This is a genomic window from Streptomyces qinglanensis (assembly GCF_900111245.1).
Taxonomy (GTDB): Bacteria; Actinomycetota; Actinomycetes; order Streptomycetales; family Streptomycetaceae; genus Streptomyces; species Streptomyces qinglanensis.
Window position 1 is genome coordinate 132,721 of record NZ_FOGO01000002.1, and the last position, 19,929, is coordinate 152,649.

The 19,929-nt window shown below is 71.9% G+C and carries 15 protein-coding genes and 3 tRNA genes; 8 read left to right on the forward strand and 10 right to left on the reverse strand.

The features are described 5' to 3' along the window. Positions 1-26: 26 nt before the first annotated feature. Both BMX65_RS04850 and BMX65_RS04855 read right to left on the reverse strand, forming a co-directional pair. On the reverse strand, positions 27-2,204 hold the full coding sequence (locus BMX65_RS04850; RefSeq protein ID WP_074998903.1) for a sel1 repeat family protein: 2,178 nt from the start codon (positions 2,202-2,204) through the stop codon (positions 27-29). Continuing rightward, entirely contained in the window at positions 2,204-2,425 is a 222-nt protein-coding gene (locus BMX65_RS04855) for a hypothetical protein (RefSeq protein WP_177214190.1), read from the reverse strand. The genes BMX65_RS04850 and BMX65_RS04855 overlap by 1 nt, the downstream gene beginning before the upstream one ends. A 324-nt stretch (positions 2,426-2,749) precedes the next feature. On the opposite strand from BMX65_RS04855, the gene hrpA reads away from it, so the two are divergent. The 3 genes from hrpA to BMX65_RS32705 all read left to right on the forward strand — a co-directional run bounded on the left by hrpA (position 2,750) and on the right by BMX65_RS32705 (position 7,285). Then, complete coding sequence (hrpA, locus tag BMX65_RS04860; RefSeq protein ID WP_420856819.1) at positions 2,750-6,787, forward strand: ATP-dependent RNA helicase HrpA; 4,038 nt, start codon at positions 2,750-2,752, stop codon at positions 6,785-6,787. A gap of 88 nt (positions 6,788-6,875) precedes the next feature. Next, positions 6,876-6,950: transfer RNA gene (locus BMX65_RS04865), tRNA-Asp, on the forward strand. A 164-nt stretch (positions 6,951-7,114) separates the two neighbouring features. After that, positions 7,115-7,285 carry a DUF6274 family protein gene (locus BMX65_RS32705; protein WP_177214191.1) on the forward strand — a complete coding sequence of 57 codons (171 nt, stop codon included), beginning with the start codon at positions 7,115-7,117 and terminating at the stop codon, positions 7,283-7,285. A 470-nt stretch (positions 7,286-7,755) separates the two neighbouring features. Here BMX65_RS32705 and bldC read toward each other — a convergent pair whose 3' ends face one another. Both bldC and BMX65_RS04875 read right to left on the reverse strand, forming a co-directional pair. Then, complete coding sequence (gene bldC, locus BMX65_RS04870; protein WP_019355084.1) at positions 7,756-7,962, reverse strand: developmental transcriptional regulator BldC; 207 nt, start codon at positions 7,960-7,962, stop codon at positions 7,756-7,758. Positions 7,963-8,500: 538 nt separating this feature from the next. Then, entirely contained in the window at positions 8,501-9,376 is an 876-nt protein-coding gene (locus BMX65_RS04875) for a DUF8083 family protein (RefSeq protein WP_074998906.1), read from the reverse strand. 201 nt (positions 9,377-9,577) lie between these two features. Between BMX65_RS04875 and BMX65_RS04880 the strand changes: the two genes are divergently transcribed. After that, positions 9,578-10,702 (forward strand): Leu/Phe/Val dehydrogenase, encoded by a 1,125-nt coding sequence (locus tag BMX65_RS04880; protein WP_074998907.1) that lies wholly within the window; start codon positions 9,578-9,580, stop codon positions 10,700-10,702. Positions 10,703-10,998: 296 nt separating this feature from the next. Further along, entirely contained in the window at positions 10,999-11,259 is a 261-nt protein-coding gene (locus BMX65_RS04885; RefSeq protein ID WP_074998908.1) for a DUF3073 domain-containing protein, read from the forward strand. A gap of 297 nt (positions 11,260-11,556) precedes the next feature. On the opposite strand, the gene purM is transcribed toward BMX65_RS04885, so the two are convergent. The 6 genes from purM to purS all read right to left on the reverse strand — a co-directional run bounded on the left by purM (position 11,557) and on the right by purS (position 18,715). After that, the gene (gene purM, locus BMX65_RS04890) at positions 11,557-12,624 is read right to left on the reverse strand and encodes a phosphoribosylformylglycinamidine cyclo-ligase (protein WP_074998909.1); all 1,068 of its coding nucleotides are present in this window, start codon (positions 12,622-12,624) and stop codon (positions 11,557-11,559) included. A gap of 181 nt (positions 12,625-12,805) precedes the next feature. Continuing rightward, a complete protein-coding gene (gene purF / locus BMX65_RS04895) occupies positions 12,806-14,356 on the reverse strand; it encodes an amidophosphoribosyltransferase (RefSeq protein WP_074998910.1) in 1,551 nt (516 codons plus the stop codon). A gap of 53 nt (positions 14,357-14,409) precedes the next feature. Then, complete coding sequence (locus BMX65_RS04900; RefSeq protein WP_074998911.1) at positions 14,410-15,237, reverse strand: maleylpyruvate isomerase family mycothiol-dependent enzyme; 828 nt, start codon at positions 15,235-15,237, stop codon at positions 14,410-14,412. Positions 15,238-15,438: 201 nt separating this feature from the next. Beyond that, the gene (gene purL, locus BMX65_RS04905) at positions 15,439-17,709 is read right to left on the reverse strand and encodes a phosphoribosylformylglycinamidine synthase subunit PurL (protein WP_074998912.1); all 2,271 of its coding nucleotides are present in this window, start codon (positions 17,707-17,709) and stop codon (positions 15,439-15,441) included. Further along, complete coding sequence (gene purQ, locus BMX65_RS04910; RefSeq protein WP_074998913.1) at positions 17,706-18,389, reverse strand: phosphoribosylformylglycinamidine synthase subunit PurQ; 684 nt, start codon at positions 18,387-18,389, stop codon at positions 17,706-17,708. Before purQ ends, purL begins: the two co-directional genes overlap by 4 nt. Continuing rightward, complete coding sequence (purS, locus tag BMX65_RS04915; protein ID WP_074998914.1) at positions 18,386-18,715, reverse strand: phosphoribosylformylglycinamidine synthase subunit PurS; 330 nt, start codon at positions 18,713-18,715, stop codon at positions 18,386-18,388. The genes purQ and purS overlap by 4 nt, the downstream gene beginning before the upstream one ends. Positions 18,716-19,062: 347 nt before the next feature. Here purS and BMX65_RS04920 point away from each other — a divergent pair, with 347 nt between their 5' ends. From BMX65_RS04920 to BMX65_RS04930, 3 genes are all read left to right on the forward strand, one after another. Further along, positions 19,063-19,380, forward strand: coding sequence for a histone-like nucleoid-structuring protein Lsr2 (locus BMX65_RS04920; RefSeq protein ID WP_074998915.1), 318 nt, complete (start codon positions 19,063-19,065; stop codon positions 19,378-19,380). Between the two features lie 284 nt (positions 19,381-19,664). Then, positions 19,665-19,736: transfer RNA gene (locus BMX65_RS04925), tRNA-Gly, on the forward strand. Positions 19,737-19,815: 79 nt separating this feature from the next. Further along, positions 19,816-19,888, forward strand: a tRNA-Gly gene (locus BMX65_RS04930). The last annotated feature ends 41 nt before the right edge of the window (positions 19,889-19,929 follow it).

Below are 19,929 nucleotides of genomic sequence, written 5' to 3' on the forward strand. Positions count from 1 at the left end.
ACATGGGCCGCGGCAACGCCTCCGCTTCAGCCCTGCTCCGGCACGCGGGCCAGCAGGTCCCGGGCGGCGCGGTGCTTCGGGGACGTCTCCGGCACGGCGGCGAGCAGCGCCGCGGCCTCCTCGTACGCCTCGGGCGTCGCGATCTCGTCCACCAGCAGCTCCGCCAGCTCCATGCTGGGGTCGAAGAGCGAGGTGAGCATGAAGCCGCTGTAGCCGAGCCGCACGAGAGGGTGAACCTCCCGGGCGGTGCGCAGCCATTCCACCGCCTCGGCGGTACGCGCCTGGCCGCGCAGGGCCCGTGCCAGCCAGTAGGCGGCCTCGTGCAGCGCCTCCTGTTCCTCGCGGCCCGTCCAGGCGAGCCGCAGCAGGGCCTCGGCCTCCTCGTACCGCCGCCACCGGACGAGTTGCTTACCGGCGCGCCAGCCGTACCAGACCTTCCCGCCCTTGGCGGCACGCGTCCACCAGCGGACCGCCTCCTCCATGTCGCCGTAGCTGTCCCCGACCCGGTTGCCGATCCAGCCCGCGGCCTCGGGCCGGCCGAACCTGGCCGCCCTGCGCAGCCACGGTTCGGCTGCGAGCGGGTCGTCCAACCGGACGTACAGCGCGCCCAGTCCCTCGACGGCGTCCAGGTCGCCCGCCCTGGCCGCGGGGAGGTAGAGCGGGACGACGGCCTTCTCGTGCGCCCCGCACTCCTCGTACAGCATGCGACCGAGCGCGTACGCGGCGACGGCGGCCGGGGAGGCGAGGGAGGCCGGGGAGGCGACGGCGGCCGGGGACCCGTCTTCCCCACCGTTCCGGCCCGCGCCCCGCGCCTGCTCCGCACCGCCCGCTCCCCCGTCGACCGCGGAAGCGGACGCATCAGGTGCCGCAGCGGCGCGCCGGTAGTGCCCCACGGCTTCCGGGTAGCGGTGCAGTTTCTCCGCCAGGCGGCCGAGTTCGAGCTCGGCCGCCTGGTCGCCGGTCCGGGCCGCCGCGTGCAGCGCGGGCAGCCGGGACTCCTCCGCGGCGGAGAGCGCGGGCGGGGCGGTGCGCTCGTCCTCTTCCAGTTTCGCGAGGGAGTCGGCGGCGGCCTCGTACGGGTCGTCGTCGCCGTCGGCGCCCGCTTCGGCCGCCTCCAGCCAGCGGCGGGCCTCGGCCGTGCGCCACTGCTCGCGGCACAGGTCGCCCAGCCGCCGCTGCTGGATGCGGTCACCGGCCTCGGCGCCGGGCCGCAGCGACGCCTCGTACTCCGACAGTTCGCCGTACTGGAAGTGCACGGCGCTGAGGGAGCGGTAGAGCAGCCGGGAGTCCGGGTGGCGGCGCAGTCCGTCCGCCAGCACCCGGCAGGCGTCCTCGTACCGGTCGAGGTTGTAGTACAGGAGCGCGTGCCATTGATCGGTACGCGGGTTGCCGAGCGCGCGCGCCTCCACGTACGCCTTCTCCGCTTCGGGCAGGAAGGACGGGTAGGAGGTGAACCACTCCGGCTCGGTGTGCAGTTCGCTGAAGGGCGCGCACTCCTCGGCGTCCACCAGGAACTCCGCCACGCGCTCGGGCAGGTCGGCGGGGCGCTCCTCGGGCGGCAGCCCGAGGAGCGCGGTGAGTTCCAGGATCCGGGCGCGGTGGAGGTCGATCCGCTCGCCCAGTTCGGCCATCCGCTGCTCGATCCGGCCGGCCACATGGTCGTGCGGGGCCGCCCGCGCCAGTTCCACCTCGGCCTCACTGCTGCGGCCCTGGCTGAGCAGGAGCAGGGCGCCGTTGGTGCGGCACTCGACACTGCCGAGGGCCGCGCCCCGCGCGTACCACTCGGCGGCGCCCTCGCGGTCGTCGAGCCGCTCCCAGAGCAGTTCGGCGAGGCCGAAGGCGCAGGCGCCGTCCCGCTCGGCGGCGGTGCGGTACCAGTATGCGGCGACGGTGTACTGGCCCCGGTCCTTCGCGGTGACCGCACGCAGCCGTGCGGCCCGCGGATCGCCGCCCCTGGCCGCCTCCTCCAGCCAGCGGACCGCGTCGTCCACGCGCCCCCTGCCGACGAGGAATTCCGCGTACACGTGCTGGTCCGCCGCGTCGCCGTGCTCGGCCGCTGTCCGGTAGGCCCGCTCCTCGGCGTCGCTGCCTGCGGTCCCCGCGCCGGTGGAGCCCGCGCCGCCGCCGGCCCCGATGTCGGTGGTCCTCGCGTCGGTGGTCCTCGCGTCGGTGCTGCCCGCGCCGGCGTGCCCCGTGGATGTCATCAGTGCGTGCCGCTCTCTTGCCGCTCGGTGGGGAGGTGGTGGTTCCCGTCGGTGGGGAGGTGATGCTTCCCGGATTCCGCGAGGGCGCGCCGGATGCCCGGTTCACGGGAGCCGGGGCAGCACGGGTCCGGGATGGGCGCCGCGTCGTGGACCGACTGCACCGTCCCCGGCAGCCCGCGCAGTCCGCCCGCGTACCGGCCCGCGGCCCGGGGCTCGGGCACCGCGCCCCGCGCCACCCACCGCCTGCGGCGGCGGCGCGTACGCCCTCCGCCCACCTCGGTCCCCCGCACCTCGGTCCCCCGTCCGTCCCGTCCACCGCGCCCCGCAGCGGGCCAATACCCCTCCGCGTGAGCTGCGCCGGCGGACCCCGTCCGGGCGGGACGGGGCCGGTGTCCTTCGGGTACAGCGACGCGGAAGCGGCGCCCCCGGTTGCAAACCGTTCGCCACCCGCTCTCCGGGGGTGCGATCCTTGACGTGGTATGTCGACTTCCACCCAGACCCCCGCCCCCTCCCCCCAGGAGCTGTCGAAGCGCCTCCCGCACCTGATGCTCGGCGACCAGCACCGGCTGGGCCGCCGACTCGCGGGCGCCCGGAAGATCCGCAAAGGGGAGGCCCGCGCGGCCGTGCTCGCGGAGATCTCCGCGGCGATGGACGCCTCCGAGCTGCGCGTGGCGGCCCGCCGCGCGGCGGTGCCGCCGATCACCTATCCCGAGCAGCTCCCCGTCAGCCAGAAGAAGGACGAGATCCTCGCCGCCGTCCGCGACCACCAGGTGGTGATCATCGCGGGCGAGACGGGCTCCGGCAAGACGACCCAGATCCCGAAGATCTGCATGGAGCTGGGCCGCGGCGAGCGCGGTGTGATCGGCCACACCCAGCCGCGCCGGATCGCGGCGCGCACGGTCGCCGAGCGGGTGGCCGAGGAGCTGGGCTCGCAGCTCGGCGAAGCGGTCGGCTGGAAGGTGCGCTTCACCGACCAGGTGCAGGACCACACGCTGGTCAAGCTGATGACGGACGGCATCCTGCTGGCGGAGATCCAGCAGGACCGCGAGCTGCGCCAGTACGACACGCTGATCATCGACGAGGCGCACGAGCGCTCCCTGAACATCGACTTCCTGCTGGGGTACCTGGCGCAGCTGCTGCCCAAGCGGCCGGACCTGAAGGTGATCATCACCTCGGCCACCATCGATCCGGAGCGGTTCTCGCGGCACTTCGGGGACGCGCCGATCGTGGAGGTCAGCGGCCGGACGTATCCGGTCGAGGTGCGCTACCGCCCCCTGGAGGAGGCGTCCGGAAGCGGCGCCGAAGGGGAGGACGGCGAGGCCGCAGGGAGCAGCGGCGGCGACCGCGACCAGGTCACGGCCATCTGCGACGCGGTGGACGAGCTCCAGGCCGAAGGCCCCGGCGACGTCCTGGTCTTCCTCTCCGGGGAGCGGGAGATCCGGGACACGGCGGACGCGCTGGAGAAGAAGTTCGCCCGCGGCCAGGGCCCGCGCCCCGGGGGCGGCACCGAGGTGCTGCCGCTGTACGCGCGGCTCTCCAACGCCGAGCAGCACCGGGTCTTCCAGCCGCATTCCGGGCGCCGGATCGTGCTGGCGACGAACGTGGCGGAGACGTCGCTGACGGTCCCGGGCATCAAGTACGTGATCGATCCGGGCACCGCCCGTATCTCGCGCTACAGCCACCGCACCAAGGTGCAGCGGCTGCCGATCGAGCGGGTCAGCCAGGCGAGTGCCGACCAGCGCAAAGGCCGCTCCGGCCGGACGTCGGACGGCATCTGCATCCGGCTCTACGCGGAGGAGGACTTCCTCGCGCGGCCCGAGTTCACCGACCCGGAGATCCTGCGGACGAACCTGGCGTCGGTGATTCTGCAGATGACGGCCGCGGGGCTGGGGGACATCGAGAAGTTCCCGTTCCTCGATCCGCCGGACCACCGCAGCATCAAGGCGGGCGTGCAGCTCCTGGAGGAGCTGGGCGCGCTGGAGGCGAAGACGCGGAAGCTGACGCCGCTGGGCCGCAAGCTGTCCCAGCTCCCCGTCGACCCGCGGCTGGCCCGGATGGTGCTGGAGGCCGACCGGAACGGCTGCCTGCACGAGGTGATGGTGATCGCGGCGGCGCTCTCCATCCAGGATCCGCGGGAGCGGCCCTCGGACAAGCAGCAGCAGGCCGACCAGCAGCACGCCCGGTTCAAGGACGAGACCAGCGACTTCCTGGCGTTCCTCAACCTGTGGCGCTATGTGCGCGAGCAGCAGCGCGAGCTGTCGTCCTCCGCTTTCCGCCGGATGTGCAAGGCGGAGTTCCTCAACTACCTGCGGATACGCGAGTGGCAGGACATCCACGGTCAGCTCCGCCAGGTCGCCAGGACGATGAAGGTCCAGTCCGCCGGGGGCCGCGGGCCGGAGCAGGGTGCCGGGCAGGAGGCGGCGCCCGACGCCGTCCACCGGTCGCTGCTGGCGGGTCTGCTCTCGCACGTCGGGCTGAAGGGCGGCGGGCTGGAGGGCGGGAAGGACTCCGGCAAGAACGAGTATCTGGGGGCGCGCGGCGCCAAGTTCGCGGTCTTCCCCGGGTCCGCGCTGTTCAAGAAACCGCCGCGCTGGGTGATGTCCGCCGAGCTGGTGGAGACCTCGCGGCTGTGGGCGCGGGTCAACGCGCGGATCGAGCCCGAGTGGATCGAGCCGCTGGCGCAGCATCTGGTCAAACGCACCTACAGCGAGCCGCACTGGGAGCAGAAGCAGGCGTCGGTGGTGGCGTACGAGCGGGTGACGCTCTACGGCGTGCCGGTCGTGGCCCAGCGGAAGGTGGACTACGGCCGGATCGACGCGGAGACCTCGCGCGACCTGTTCCTGCGCAACGCGCTGGTGGAGGGCGACTGGCGGACCCACCACCAGTTCTTCCACGACAACCGCAAGCTGCTGGACGAGGTCGAGGACCTGGAGCACCGCGCCCGGCGCCGCGACATCCTGGTGGACGACGAGACGCTGTACGACTTCTACGACCAGCGGGTGCCGGACCACGTCGTCTCCGGGGCGCACTTCGACTCCTGGTGGAAGAAGAAGCGCCGCGAAGAGCCCGACCTGCTGAACTTCGAGAAGTCGATGCTCATCAGCGAGCGGGCCGAGGAGGTCTCCGCCGCCGACTACCCGGACGTGTGGCGGCAGGGCGGCCTCGCGCTGCCGGTGACGTACCAGTTCGAGCCGGGCACGGACGCGGACGGGGTGACCGTGCACGTACCGCTCCAGGTGCTGAACCAGGTCACCGGCGAGGGCTTCGACTGGCAGATCCCCGGGCTGCGCCAGGACCTGGTCACCGAGCTGATCCGCTCGCTGCCCAAGGCGATCCGGCGGCATTACGTCCCCGCTCCCGACCATGCCAGGGAGTTCCTGCGGCGCACCGCGCCGCAGCCCGAGCCGCTGGTGTGGACGCTGGCGCGGGAGCTGCAGCGGATGGTCGGGGTCCCCCTGGCGGCCCAGGACTTCGATCCGGCCAAGGTGCCCGACCATCTGAAGGTCACCTTCCGGGTCACCGACGAGCGGCGCCGCACCCTGGCGGAGGGCAAGGACGTCGAGGCGCTGCAGATCCGGCTCAAGTCGCAGACGCAGACGGCGATCTCCCGGGCGTTCGACTCGTCCGCGCGGGCCGCGCGCAAGAAGGAGCGCAAGGCCGCTGAGGACGGCGCTGCGCCCCGCGAGGGGGCGCCGGCGGAGGCTCCGGCGCTGCAGCGCACGGGTCTGACGCAGTGGACGCTGGGGCCGCTCCCCCGCACCTTCGAGACCCGGCGCGCCGGCCAGCCGGTGAAGGCGTACCCGGCGCTGGTGGACGAGGGCTCCTCGGTGGCCGTGCGGCTGTACGACACCGAGGCGGAGCAGCACACCGCGATGTGGCGCGGCACCCGGCGCCTGATCATGCTGAATCTGCCCTCCGACCCGGCGAAGTTCGCCCAGTCGAAGCTGGGCAATCAGCAGAAGCTGGCCCTCTCCCGGTCGCCGCACGGCAGCGTGCAGGCGCTGTTCGAGGACTGTGTGGCGGCCACGGTGGACCGGCTGGTGGCGGCGCACGGCGGACCGGCCTGGGACGAGGAGTCCTTCCGCAAGCTGTTCGACGCCGTCCGTACGGACGTGGTGGACGCGACGCTGCGCACGGTGCAGCAGGTGCAGGAGGTGCTGGCGGCCTGGCACTCGTGCGAGGGCCGGCTCCGCGCGACGACCAGCCCGGTGCTGGCCGGCTCCGTCGCGGACGTCCGGCAGCAGCTCGCGGAGCTGATCAAACCGGGGTTCGTGGCCGAGCACGGTGCGGCGCGGCTCCCGCATCTGATGCGCTACCTCGTCGCCGCCGACCGGCGCCTCCAGCAGCTCCCGCACCATGGGGAACGGGACCGGACGCGGATGGCCAAGGTGCACGAGATGCGGGACGAATACCTCTGGCTGCTGGAGCAGTTCCCTCCGGGGCGCGCGGTGCCGCAGGCGGCGCGGGAGGTCCGGTGGATGATCGAGGAACTGCGGGTCAGCTATTTCGCCCATGCTCTGGGCACGGCGTACCCGGTCTCCGACAAGCGGATCGTGAAGGCGGTGGACGCCGCGGCCCCGTGAGGGAGCAGACTGCCGGTGGGTGACCGGCAGGCCACTCGGAGTGAGTTCGCCCCTGGCCCCTGACCTGCTGTAGAGTTCCATCTCGCGAGGTCCTGTGGAGCAGTTTGGAGTGCTCGCCACCCTGTCAAGGTGGAGGCCGCGGGTTCAAATCCCGTCAGGACCGCATCCATTGGAGGGCCCGGCAGTCGTCGACTGCCGGGCCCTCTGGCGTTCGCCGGCTCCACTGCGGAGTCCTCGCCGACCCGAGGGCCCGGCAACCCGAAACCTCCGCCGATGTTTGACGGCCCCGGGTGCGGGGGGTAGTCCTGGCACGGGAGGAGGTGACCCGTGATCGAGGAATCCGCGCACGGAGCGCGGCAGGAAGCGCGGGCACTCCTGCGGGCCCATCTCGCGGCCGCGGGGCGGCGGCGTCATGCGACCCGGCACTGCCCGCTCTGCCACCGGCTGCTGCGGCTGGCGATGGCGGCCCCCGGGAAGGCCGACCGGAAACACAAGTGACGGACGAGGCACCGCCGTTGGTGCACTACCGCACCGAGAGTGATCACTACAACACCTCCTCGGTGTGACGGGTGTCACCTGGACTGCCCGTATCGTCCGGGAACTTGAGGCCCCCTCAGACTGCCTCAATTTAATATGTGCAATTGCACCAGGTGCGGAACGGACCGCACAGCCGCGCGCACAACCGCTCAGAGATGCCCGTCGAAGCGCGCGGCGACGCCCGTCGAAGCGCGCGGCACCCGGCCCGCCGGCTCCGGCGCGCTCCTCGAACGGCCCCGGTGCAGCGGTTCGGTGCGCGTGTTCGCAGACACAAAAAGATCGCGCTGGACCCGGCGGAGTCCAGCGCGATCAACGGAGAGCCGCTGTTGGGGCAGCGGTTCGGCCGCATGGTGCGCAGTGGGCGGATCGCGGGGTGGGGGCCCCGGAAATCGCCCCTGTGTGGTGCTGTTGCGCCTGCTCAGGAACCCTGATCAGGCTTCGCTGCGCTGCTGCGGGATACCCGCGAGCAGGGCGCGAACCTCCGCTTCGCGGTAGCGGCGGTGCCCTCCGAGCGTGCGGATGGACGTGAGCTTGCCCGCCTTTGCCCAGCGCGTGACCGTCTTGGGGTCCACGCGGAACATCGTGGCAACCTCAGCCGGGGTCAGCAGCGGCTCGGTATCAGGGGTGCGAGCGGTCATGAGCGGCCTCCTCGGGAGAACCGAACCATCACGGTTCTTTCCTCTAAATTCTGCACCTTGACCCGCGTTGCCCGATATGGCGGACGCGAGCCGAGTCGGTTATAGGACGAACGGCTTGTCCTCGGCACTACAACTACACCATCTGTCCAGCCACGTCGGCCAAACCGATGGAATTGCCCTCTCAGGTGTTCAACCTCGGCGGAAGCCGATGGACCGTCCCATAGCGGACAGTCACCCCCCTGTGACGATCAGTCACAACAGGGGGCAAGGGGCATCAGACCCGTCAAGGAGCGCAATACCGATCTATCCGCCCTTAGTTGAACGGAAGGAGTCCCGTGCGGACTCCTTGTCCTATTTTGACACGAGGGGTAGCTCTGAGAGCAAGACCCGTTTAAGTGCAATCCGTCACGCTTGAGGCAATCACCCGGTTCGGGACGTAGGTCCCACTCCTCCCACGGAGCCCGCTCCGGACGGCCGCCTCTCCCCCCGGCCCCGGGCCCGGGAGGGGCCCCGGGCGCCCGGCAGGGGGGGGCGTGCCTCAGCTCGCGTACTGGAGCTGGCGAACCGCCCTCCAGCGCGCTGTCAGCCGCTCGTAGGCCGCACCGGCCCGCTCGCCGTCGCCGGCCCGGAGGGCCGCGAGGCCCTCCGCGACATCGGCGGCGGAGCGGTCGCCCGCCAACTGCTCCTCGGGGATGGCGTGGGCCAGCCCGCCGTAGTCCAGCTCGACCAGGGAGCGCGGATGGAACTCCTCCAGCCAGCGGCCCACGTCGATCAGTCCCTCGACGAGCGGTCCCTCCTCCAGTTCCTCGCGGAGCACCTTCAGACCGCGGGCGAGGCGGCGCCTCGCCTGGACCATGGGCGTGCGATAACGGAAAACGAACTGCTGTCCGCTCTCCTGACCGGATTCCGGCTTCGCAAACTCCCTTTCTTCGTCCTCGAAGAGAACGAACCAGCGCACCGGCACATGCCACAGCGCGGTACGGATCCAGGGCCGTGCGTCGGGGTTGCGCTCCCGCCACTGCTCGTAGTCGGCCACGGCCTGCCGCCGCACCACGGGCGGCAGCGCGGCGTCCAGCACCGACTGCGGCAGGTCGATCTCACGGTCCTCGGCGGCCTGGGTGAGGGCGGCCAGGGCCTGCCAGCTCCGCAGCCGGGTGCGCCAGGGGCAGACGCACGTCACGCCGTCCACCTCCGTCACGAACGCCTCGGCGCTCTCGCCGACCGGCACCGCCACGGGCGGCACCGGGATCAAATCCGCCAGGGCGCGGCGGATTTCGTCCTGCGCGGTCGGGAGGCGCCGCTGTTTCGCATACGCGATCCAGTGCGAGCGCTCCGGCTCGGGAAAGGCCGCCAGCGGTTCGTAGACCCGCAGGTACGCCGCGTACGGGACGACGGCGGACGCATTCTCAGCCACGCATTGCCTCCAAGCTCCACGCCTCCACTTGCCGGTCTCATGAGCGAGCCTGGAAGACAGTTGACTACCCCGATCGTGGGACCGCAACGTGCCCGTGACGCGCAGGTCGTACGCTGCATCCCGACCGGCCCTCCGCGGGCTACGACTGCCACAAGCGGCGCGTCCGCCGAGGGCTACGACGCGATTCCAGGAGTCACTACCGTGATCGAGGTATCACCTTCTGCAAGCGTTCCCGCCGGAGCCCCCGCCGGGGACCCGGTCATCAGCACGCTCTTCCGCTCCGAACAGGGCGGACACGAGCAGGTCGTGCTCTGCCAGGACCGGCCCAGCGGCCTGAAGGCCGTCATCGCGCTGCACTCCACCGCACTCGGCCCGGCACTGGGCGGCACCCGCTTCCACGCCTACCCGGGCTCGGCCGACCCCGAGCAGGCCGCGGTGCTCGACGCGCTGAACCTCGCGCGCGGGATGTCCTACAAGAACGCGCTGGCCGGTCTCGACCACGGCGGCGGCAAGGCGGTGATCATCGGCGATCCCGAGCAGATCAAGACCGAAGCCCTGCTGCGTGCGTACGGCCGGTTCGTCGCCTCCCTGGGCGGGCGCTATGTCACCGCCTGCGACGTCGGCACCTATGTGCAGGACATGGACGTCGTGGCCCGGGAGTGCCGCTGGACGACCGGCCGCTCGCCCGAGAGCGGCGGCGCCGGCGACTCCTCCGTGCTGACCGCCTTCGGCGTCTTCCAGGGCATGCGGGCCTGCGCGCAGCAACTGTGGGGCGCACCCACGCTGCGCGGCCGGCTGGTCGGCGTCGCGGGGGTCGGCAAGGTCGGCAAGCACCTGGTGGGACACCTGCTGGAGGACGGGGCCCGGGTGGTGGTCACGGACGTCCGCGAGGAGTCGGTACGCACCGTGCTGGCGGCGCACCCGGGTGCCCCGGTGTCGGCCGCCGCCGACACCGACGCGCTGATCCGCACCGAGGGGCTGGACCTGTACGCGCCATGCGCCCTGGGCGGCGCGCTGAACGAGGAGACGGTGCCGGTGCTCACCGCCGCGGCCGTCTGCGGCGCCGCCAACAACCAGCTCGCGCACCCCGGCGTGGAGAAGGACCTGGCCGAGCGCGGCATCCTCTACGCGCCCGACTACGTGGTCAACGCGGGTGGCGTGATCCAGGTCGCGGACGAGCTCCACGGCTTCGATTTCGCACGTGCGAAGGCAAAGGCGGAGAAGATCCACGCGACGACGATGGCCATTTTCGAGCGGGCCGAAGCCGACGGCGTGCCTCCGGTCGCCGCCGCGGACCGGCTCGCCGAACAGCGCATGGGCCGCTGAGGACTCCCGGGAACAGGGCCGGTGGGCAGCGGAGGGAGCCATCGTGACAGTGGTCTCACCACCCCGCGGCGGGTCCCTCCGCTACAGGAAGGTAAAATCGCCACTGACCAGCACGAGAAGGGTCGACGGGCGCGTCGGACGGCGGCCGCGTCATGCGGGCGACGTACCGTACGGCGGCGGAAGCAGGTACCGTTGAAGCCCTGAGTACCGGTCTCTCGCTCGAGAGGCCGCTATGAACCATGAACGCGTGTCAAGACTCTGGGGCCGTCGAGCCCCGTCGTTGAGGGGGTCGAGCCATGGGGCGCGGCCGGGCCAAGGCCAAGCAGACGAAGGTCGCCCGCCAGCTGAAGTACAACACTGGCGGGACAGACCTATCGCGCCTGGCCGAGGAGCTGGGCGCATCGACATCGAACGAGTCGCCGAACGGCGAACGCTTCGAGGACGATGAGCAGGACGACCCGTACGCACAGTACGTGGATCTGTACGACGAAGAGGAGGACGACGACGCGGGTGCGCCCGGGTCGTCGGATTCCCGGTCGAAGCGCCGCGGCGCCTGACGTTCGCCCGTACTGACCCGGTCCGGCAGCCGCCGGGCCGGGTTCTGGCGTGCGCTGCGGCCCCGTGACACGGCACAGCCGCACACCCGGCGGGGCACCGGCGGCGCGGTCGCCGCCGTCCGACGGCGGACTCCCGGCGGCGGGCACGTCCCCGGCAACGGCGCGGCGGCGCGTTCCGCCGCCTGCCCGTGGCGTTCCGCCGCCTGCCCGTGCCGCACGGAACCCGCGGGCCGCACGGACGGTCGTACGGCCCCGGCCGTCGGCGCCGGAGGCCGCACACGGTGCACCCGGTAGCGCTCAGCGCGCATAGTCACCCGTGAGGGTGACCGCTTCCGTACGGTCCCCGCGCTCGGTGATCTCCCCCGCCACCCAGGCGTCCACGCCCCGGTCGGCCAGCGTCACCAGAGTGCTGTCCACCGAAGCCCGGGGCACGACGGCGATCATGCCGACGCCCATGTTCAGGGTCTTCTCCAGCTCGGGCCGCGCCACCCCGCCGGCTCCGGCGACCACGTCGAACACCGCACCGGGGGTCCAGGTCGAGCGGTCCACGGCGGCGTGCAGCCCCTCAGGAACGACCCGCGCCAGGTTGCTGGCCAGCCCGCCCCCGGTGACGTGCGAGAACGCGTGCACCTCGGTGGTCCGGGTCAGCTCCAGGCAGTCCAGCGAATAGATCTTCGTCGGCTCCAGCAGCTCCTCGCCCAGAGTCCGGCCGAACTCGGGCACATACCGGTCCAGCTCCCATCCGGCACGGTCGAAGACCACGTGCCGCACCAGCGAGTACCCGTTCGAGTGAAGCCCGGAGGAGGCCATGGCGACCACCACGTCCCCCGTACGGATGCGATCGGGCCCCAGCAGCGCATCGGCCTCCACGACGCCGGTGCCCGCACCCGCCACGTCGTACTCGTCCGGTCCCAGCAGCCCCGGGTGCTCCGCCGTCTCACCGCCCACCAGCGAGCAGCCCGCCAGGACGCAGCCCTCGGCGATCCCCTTGACGAGGTGCGCCACCCGCTCGGGGACGACCTTGCCCACGCAGATGTAGTCCGTCATGAACAGCGGCTCGGCACCGCAGACGACCAGGTCGTCCACGACCATCGCCACGAGGTCGTGGCCGATCGTGTCGTGCACGTCCATGCGCTGAGCGATGGCGACCTTGGTGCCGACGCCGTCGGTGGCCGACGCGAGCAGCGGGCGCGTGTAGCCCTTGAGCCGGGAGGCGTCGAAGAGGCCCGCGAAGCCGCCGAGCGCGCCGATCGACTCGGGGCGCCGGGTCTTGGCGACCCACTCCTTCATGAGCGTCACGGCACGGTCGCCGGCCTCGATGTCGACGCCGGCGGCGGCATAGCTGACGCCTTCGCTGTGTGTCATCGGTACGTCTCTCGTGTGTGGGTGCGGAGGGGGGAGCAGGACCGGCGCAGCGGGCCCGCCGCAGCGCCGCGGGGCCGGTGCCCCGCCGCACCCGCGCCCCGCGGCGCTGCGGGCAGCGGGCGGCGGGACGCGGCTGGACGGGGCGGGGTACGCACGGTGCGGGCGGGAGCGGCGCGCAGGACTAGGGGCGCTTCAGCGCGTCCGCGGCACCCACACCCGCGGCGAGGGTGTTGACGCCGTCGACGTCGGAGCCCGTCTCGGTCTCGAGCAGATGCTTGCCCAGCAGCTCGGGGTCGGGCAGCTCCATGGGGTACTCCCCGTCGAAGCAGGCCCGGCAGAGCTGGTCCTTGGGGATCGTCGTCGCCTCGATCATCCCGTCGGTGGAGATGTAGGAGAGCGAGTCCGCCCCCAGCGACTTGCCGATCTCGTCGGTCGACAGCCCGTTGGCGATCAGTTCGGCGCGGGTGGCGAAGTCGATGCCGAAGAAGCACGGCCACTTGATCGGCGGCGAGGAGATCCGCACATGCACCTCGGTCGCCCCGGCCTCGCGCAGCATCCGCACCAGGGCGCGCTGCGTGTTGCCGCGGACGATCGAGTCGTCCACGACGACCAGCCGCTTGCCCCGGATGACCTCCCGGAGCGGGTTCAGCTTGAGGCGGATGCCGAGCTGGCGGATGGTCTGCGAGGGCTGGATGAAGGTACGGCCCACGTAGCTGTTCTTGACCAGGCCGGAGCCGTAGGGGATACCGCTGGCCTCCGCGTAGCCGATCGCGGCGGGAGTGCCGGACTCCGGGGTCGCTATCACCAGGTCGGCGTCGGCCGGAGCCTCGCCGGCGAGCTTGCGGCCCATCTCCACCCGGGAGAGGTACACGTTCCGGCCCGCGATGTCGGTGTCCGGGCGGGCCAGGTAGACGTACTCGAAGACACAGCCCTTCGGCTTTGCTTCGGCGAACCGCTGGCTGCGCAGCCCGTCCTCGTCGATGGCGACCAGTTCGCCCGGCTCGATCTCCCGGATGAAGCTGGCGCCGACGATGTCCAGCGCCGAGGTCTCGCTGGCCACCACCCAGCCGCGCTCCAGGCGGCCGAGCACCAGCGGCCGGATGCCCTGCGGGTCCCGGGCCGCGTAGAGCGTGTCCTCGTCCATGAAGACCATCGAGAACGCGCCCCTGACCTGCGGCAGCACCTGCGGCGCCGCCTCCTCGACGGTGAGCGGCTTGCCGTCCCCGTCGGTCTGGCCCGCGAGCAGCGCGGTGACCAGGTCGGTGTCGTTGGTGGCCGCCACCTGGGTGGCCCGGCCGCCCGGCACGTCGGCCTGCTCGGCGACCAGCTCCGCCAGCCGCGCCGTGTTGACCAGGTTGCCGTTGTGACCCAGGGCTATCGAGCCGTGGGCGGTGGCGCGGAACGTGGGCTGGGCGTTCTCCCAGACCGAGGCGCCTGTCGTCGAGTAGCGCGCGTGACCCACGGCGATGTGGCCGCGCAGGGATCCGAGGGAGGTTTCGTCGAAGACCTGTGAGACCAGGCCCATGTCCTTGAAGACCAGGATCTGGGAACCGTTGCTCACTGCGATGCCCGCGGACTCCTGACCGCGGTGTTGCAGGGCGTACAGGCCGAAATACGTGAGCTTCGCGACCTCTTCCCCCGGCGCCCAGACCCCGAAGACGCCGCATGCGTCCTGAGGGCCCTTCTCACCGGGGAGGAGGTCGTGGCTGAGCTTTCCGTCACCACGTGGCACGCTTCGAGTCTACGGCCAGCCGCCCGCTGCGCCGAACCCGGGACCTGTGACCTTCAGCCCAGTACCGGCAGCACCGGCGACAGATCGGCCCGCGCGCCGCTCGCGGTCAGCTTCGGGCCGGCCAGCGCCTCGGCCCAGGCGACCCGGCCGGTGGCCAGCCGGAGCCAGGTCAGCGGGTCGCTCTCCACGACGTTCGGCGGGGTGCCGCGGGTGTGCCGGGGGCCCTCGACGGCCTGGACGACGGCGAACGGCGGAATCCGCACCTCCACCGAGGCGCCCGGCTCCTTGGCCGCCAGCGCGTCCGCGAGCAGCCGGACCGCGGCCGCCGTCGCCTGCCGGTCCAGCGCGATCCGCAGCCCGGTGGCCCGGGCCAGGTCGTCGCTGTGCACCACCAGCTCCACCAGCCGGGTCACGGTGTAGTCCAGCATCCGCATCGTGCCGAAGGCGTGCGGGACCAGCAGGTCCTCACGCACGCAGGACTCCAGGACCGGCTCCAGGTCGGCGACCGCCCGGTCGATGCGGTCCGGACCGTCGGGCGAGGCCGCCGCCTCCGCACGGGTCTCCTCGTCCAGCACCTGGGCGCGGGTCGCCGCCGCGAGGGCCCACCGGGACGGGGTGACCTGCGGAGCCCGGCCCGAGACCTCCGTCCCCGGCCTGCCCAGCAGGCGCGGCACCGAGTCGATCTGCCGGGCGATGTGGACGAGCAGATGATGCACATCCCAGCCGGGCAGCCCGGACGGCAGGGCGTGCTGCTCCGGCGCCAGGCGGTGCGCGGCGTCGGCCACGGACTCGACCTGGTTGATGAGCGCCGTGCGGACGCGGTTCGGGTCGTAGGTGCGCCGGTCTCTTCCGGTCGGGGCGGTGCGTCGGGCGGGCGGCATACGCGTGAGATTAGCGGGCCGCGCGCTCCCGCGCCCTCCCGCCCTGCGGAGGGCGCGGGAGGGCGCGGGCCGGGACCGGGAACAGGGCCGGGTCCCGTCGGAGCGGGCCCGGAACCGGGTCCGGAGGGTCCGGTCGGAGCGGGTCCGGAATGGGGTCCCGTCGGAGCGGGCCCGGAACCGGACGGCCCGGAAGGGGACCGGTCAGCCGAAGAGCTCCGGGATCGTGCCCTCGTGGTGCCGCCGCAGCTCCGCCAGCGGGAGCGAGAACTGGCCCTGGACCTCCAGCGCCTCCCCGTCCACCACGCCGATGCGCGCCGCGGGCAGCCCGCGCGCCGCGCACATGTCGGTGAACCGGACCTCCTCGCTGCGCGGCACGGCCACCAGCGCCCGCCCCTGCGACTCCGAGAAGAGGAAGACGAAGGGGTCGAGCCCGTCCGGGACGACGATCCGCGCACCCTTGCCGCCCTTGAGGCAGGACTCGGCCAGAGCCTGGACGACACCGCCGTCCGAGACGTCGTGCGCCGCGTCGACCATGCCGTCGCGGGACGCGGAGATGAGGATCTCCGCCAGCAGTCGCTCCCGCTCCAGGTCGGCCCGCGGCGGGCGGCCGCCCAGATGGCCGTGCGCGACCTGGGACCAGGCCGAACCGCCGAACTCCTCGCGCGTGTCGCCGAGCAGGTAGACGAGGTGGCCCTCGTCGCGGAACGCCATCGGGGTGCGCCGGGCGACGTCGTCGATGACGCCCAGCACGCCGACCACCGGGGTCGGGTGGATGGCGGCCTCGCCGGTCTGGTTGTACAGCGAGACGTTGCCGCCGGTGACCGGGGTGCCCAGCTCCCGGCAGGCGTCCGCGAGCCCGCGGCACGCCTCGGCGAACTGCCACATCGCGGCCGGGTCCTCGGGGGAGCCGAAGTTGAGGCAGTCGGTGACCGCCAGCGGGCGCGCGCCGGTGGCGGCGACGTTGCGGTACGACTCGGCGAGCGCCAGCCGCGCACCCTCGTAGGGGTCGAGCTTGGCGTACCGGCCGTTGCCGTCGGTGGCGACGGCGACGCCCAGGCCCGTCTCCGCGTCGATCCGGATCATGCCGCTGTCCTCGGGCTGCGCCAGCACCGTGTCGCCGAGGACGTAGCGGTCGTACTGGTCGGTGATCCAGGACTTCGCGGCCTGGTTCGGGGAGCCGGCCAGAGCGAGCGCGGCGGCCCGCAGCTCCTCGCCGTTCGCCGGACGGGGCAGCTCGGCCGGGTCGTCGGCCTGCAGCGCGTCCTGCCAGTCGGGGCGCGCGTAGGGGCGCTCGTAGACGGGGCCCTCGTGCGCGACCGTGCGCGGGTCGACGTCGACGATCTTCTCGCCGTGCCAGAAGATCTCCAGCCGGTCGCCGTCGGTCACCTCCCCGACGACAGTCGCGGTGACCTCCCACTTCTCACAGATCTCCAGGAAGCGGTCGACCTTGTCGGGCTCGACGACCGCGCACATCCTCTCCTGGGACTCCGACATCAGGATCTCCTCGGGGGAGAGCGAGGAGTCGCGCAGCGGCACGGTGTCGAGTTCGACCTGCATACCGCCGGAGCCGTTGGAGGCCAGCTCGCTGGTGGCGCAGGAGAGGCCCGCCGCGCCCAGGTCCTGGATGCCGACGACCAGGTCGGCGTGGAACGCCTCCAGGGTGCACTCGATGAGCAGCTTCTCCTGGAAGGGGTCGCCGACCTGCACGGCGGGGCGCTTGCTGGGCTTCTCCGCGTCGAAGGTCTCGGAGGCGAGGATGGAGGCGCCGCCGATGCCGTCGCCGCCGGTCCGCGCACCGTAGAGGACGACCTTGTTGCCGGTGCCCGCGGCCTTGGCCAGATGGATGTCCTCGTGCTTCATCACCCCGACGCACAAGGCGTTGACCAGCGGGTTCCCCTGGTAGCAGGGGTCGAAGACGACCTCGCCGCCGATGTTGGGCAGGCCCAGGCAGTTGCCGTAGCCGCCGATCCCGGCGACGACCCCCGGCAGCACCCGCTTGGTGTCGGGGTGCTCGGCGGCGCCGAACCGCAGCGGGTCCATCACCGCGACCGGGCGGGCGCCCATGGCGATGATGTCGCGGACGATGCCGCCGATGCCGGTGGCCGCGCCCTGGTACGGCTCGACGTAGGAGGGGTGGTTGTGCGACTCGACCTTGAAGGTGACCGCGTAGCCCTGGCCGACGTCCACCACACCGGCCTGCTCGCCGATGCCGACGAGCATCGCCTCGGCGCCCGGGCCCTCGGTCGGGGCCTTCTCGCCGAACTGCCGCAGATGCACCTTGCTGCTCTTGTAGGAGCAGTGCTCGGACCACATCACGGAGTACATGGCCAGCTCGGCACCGGTGGGACGGCGGCCGAGGATCTCCCGGACGCGGTCGTACTCGTCCTCCTTGAGGCCGAGTTCCGCCCACGGGAGCGCGGTGTCGGGGGTCTGTTCGGCGTGCTTGACGGTGTCGAGGGGGTGGGAGCTCATGAGGCGACCAGCTTCTTCAAGGCCGAGGTGAAGAATCCGAGCCCGTCGGTCGTCGGCCCCGTGAGGGCCTCGACCGCGTGCTCGGGATGCGGCATGAGGCCGACCACGTTCCCGGCCCCGTTGGTGATTCCGGCGATGTCCCGGCGCGAGCCGTTGGGGTTGCCGCCGAGGTAGCGGACGACGACCCGGCCCTCCCCCTCCAGTTCGTCCAGGGTGCGCTCGTCGGCGACGTAGCCGCCCTCGCCGTTCTTCAGCGGAACGACGATCTCCTGGCCGCCTGCGTAGTCCGCGGTCCACACGGTCTCCGCGTTCTCGACACGGAGCCGCTGGTCCCGGCAGACGAAGTGCAGATGATCATTGCGCGTCAACGCGCCCGGGAGGAGATGGGTTTCACACAGGACCTGGAAACCGTTGCAGATGCCGAGTACCGGCATTCCGGCCTTCGCCTGTTCGACAACCGCCTCCATGATGGGGGAGAAGCGGGCAATTGCGCCGCACCGCAGATAGTCGCCGTAGGAGAATCCGCCCGGCAGTACGACCGCGTCCACCTGCTGCCGGCGCAGGTCCCCGTCGCGGTGCCAGAGGGCGACGGGTTCCGCGCCGGCGATCCGCACGGCGCGGCGCGCGTCGCTGTCGTCGAGGGAGCCCGGGAAGGTGACGACGCCGATACGGGTGGTCACGCCACTGCTCCTTCGGAGGTCGCGTTCCCGGTGTTCCCGCCGTGCGGGCTCCCGTCACCGGCCGGGCGCTCGCTGCCGTCCGCGTCCTGGACGCGGACGGTGAAGTCCTCGATCACGGTGTTGGCGAGGAACGTCTCGGCGAGTTCGTGTATGCGGGCGAGGGCGGCCGCGTCGACGGGGCCCTCCACTTCGAGTTCGAAGCGCTTGCCCTGGCGGACATCGGAGATGCCCTCGAAACCCAGCCGGGGCAGTGCGCGCTGCACCGCCTGTCCCTGGGGGTCGAGGATCTCCGGCTTCAGCATGACGTCGACGACGACGCGAGCCACAGGTACTCCTAGTGCTTAGCGGGGCGCTGCGCTGGCCAGCGTACCCGGCGCCAGAATCTACGCGCGTTGATATCCTGGACTGCCGCACCGGGACTTCCCGAAGCACTGGGAAAAACGGCGGGAAAAAAGTAGGGTCCCGATTGCGGCCGGAAGCGGAACTAATTCCGTGGGCCGCAATCTTTGTGCGCCCTTTGCACTCCGGTGTCGAAGCGTCGCACACAGTTGAATATGAACCCGTCTCCTACTCGGGTTCGCCCTGCGTACCCGCCGATCGGCGGGGGCTTGCCGAGGAAGCCGCAATGCCGGGTGACCCCCTTTCGTGATCCTGCAGGAAGGACCGATATCCCGTGGCACAGCGCGTAGTGGTCATGCTCTCCGACGACATCGACGGCGGAGAAGCCGCGGAGACGGTCTCCTTCGGCCTCGACGGCAAGACGTACGAGATCGACCTGAACACCGAGAACGCGAAGCAGCTGCGCACCGAGCTGGCCCCCTTCGTGGAGGCCGGCCGCAAGCGGGCGCGGTCCGGCAAGACCTACCGCCGGACGTCGATCGACCCCGACCCGCGCGCCGTGCGGGCCTGGGCGGAGTCCAACGGGTTCGACGTCCCCGCGCGCGGGCGCATCCCGAAGAAGGTCTACGAGGCGTTCCGCGCCGCGAGCTGACCCGGCGACCGCCCCGGGCCGCTCCGCCCCCCTCCCGTTCCCGTTCCCGTTCCCTCCTGCTCTGCTCGCGGCGGCCCTCCCCCGCCCGGCGGCACCCGCGGCGCACCCGCTCCCCGCGCCACCGGCCGCCCGAGGAGCGGGGAGGCGGTCCGGAGTGTCCGCCATGGGCGTGACGGACCGGAACGGGCCGGTTCGGGGCTCGACTTGCCAGGGACCCCGGGTGATCGGCTAGAGTCAAGGCACGCCGCGAGGGAAGCCCCCAAGGGAAGACCTCAAGCAAGCGTGCGGGTGTAGCTCAGTAGTAGAGCGCCCTCTTTCCAAGAGGGAGGCGCAGTGTGCGATTCCTGTCACCCGCTCTCCAGTACGGACCTCCGGTCGGAAACGATCAGGTAGAGTATTGGTCGCACCACTCGGTGAAAGCCGGGTGGAGGCAATGCGGACGTAGCTCAGTTGGTAGAGCGCAACCTTGCCAAGGTTGAGGTCGCGAGTTCGAGCCTCGTCGTCCGCTCACTTCGGTAAGGAACGGCCCCGGTCTTCGGACCGGGGCCG

Bases quoted from the DNA above. Each gene is read 5' to 3' on its own strand.
- BMX65_RS04850 (WP_074998903.1), bottom strand. From the start codon at position 2,204: ATGACATCCACGGGGCACGCCGGCGCGGGCAGCACCGACGCGAGGACC.
- hrpA (WP_420856819.1), top strand. From the start codon at position 2,750: ATGCTCGGCGACCAGCACCGGCTGGGCCGCCGACTCGCGGGCGCCCGG.
- bldC (WP_019355084.1), bottom strand. From the start codon at position 7,962: ATGACCGCTCGCACCCCTGATACCGAGCCGCTGCTGACCCCGGCTGAG.
- BMX65_RS04885 (WP_074998908.1), top strand. From the start codon at position 10,999: ATGGGGCGCGGCCGGGCCAAGGCCAAGCAGACGAAGGTCGCCCGCCAG.
- purM (WP_074998909.1), bottom strand. From the start codon at position 12,624: ATGACACACAGCGAAGGCGTCAGCTATGCCGCCGCCGGCGTCGACATC.
- BMX65_RS04900 (WP_074998911.1), bottom strand. From the start codon at position 15,237: ATGCCGCCCGCCCGACGCACCGCCCCGACCGGAAGAGACCGGCGCACC.
- purL (WP_074998912.1), bottom strand. From the start codon at position 17,709: ATGAGCTCCCACCCCCTCGACACCGTCAAGCACGCCGAACAGACCCCC.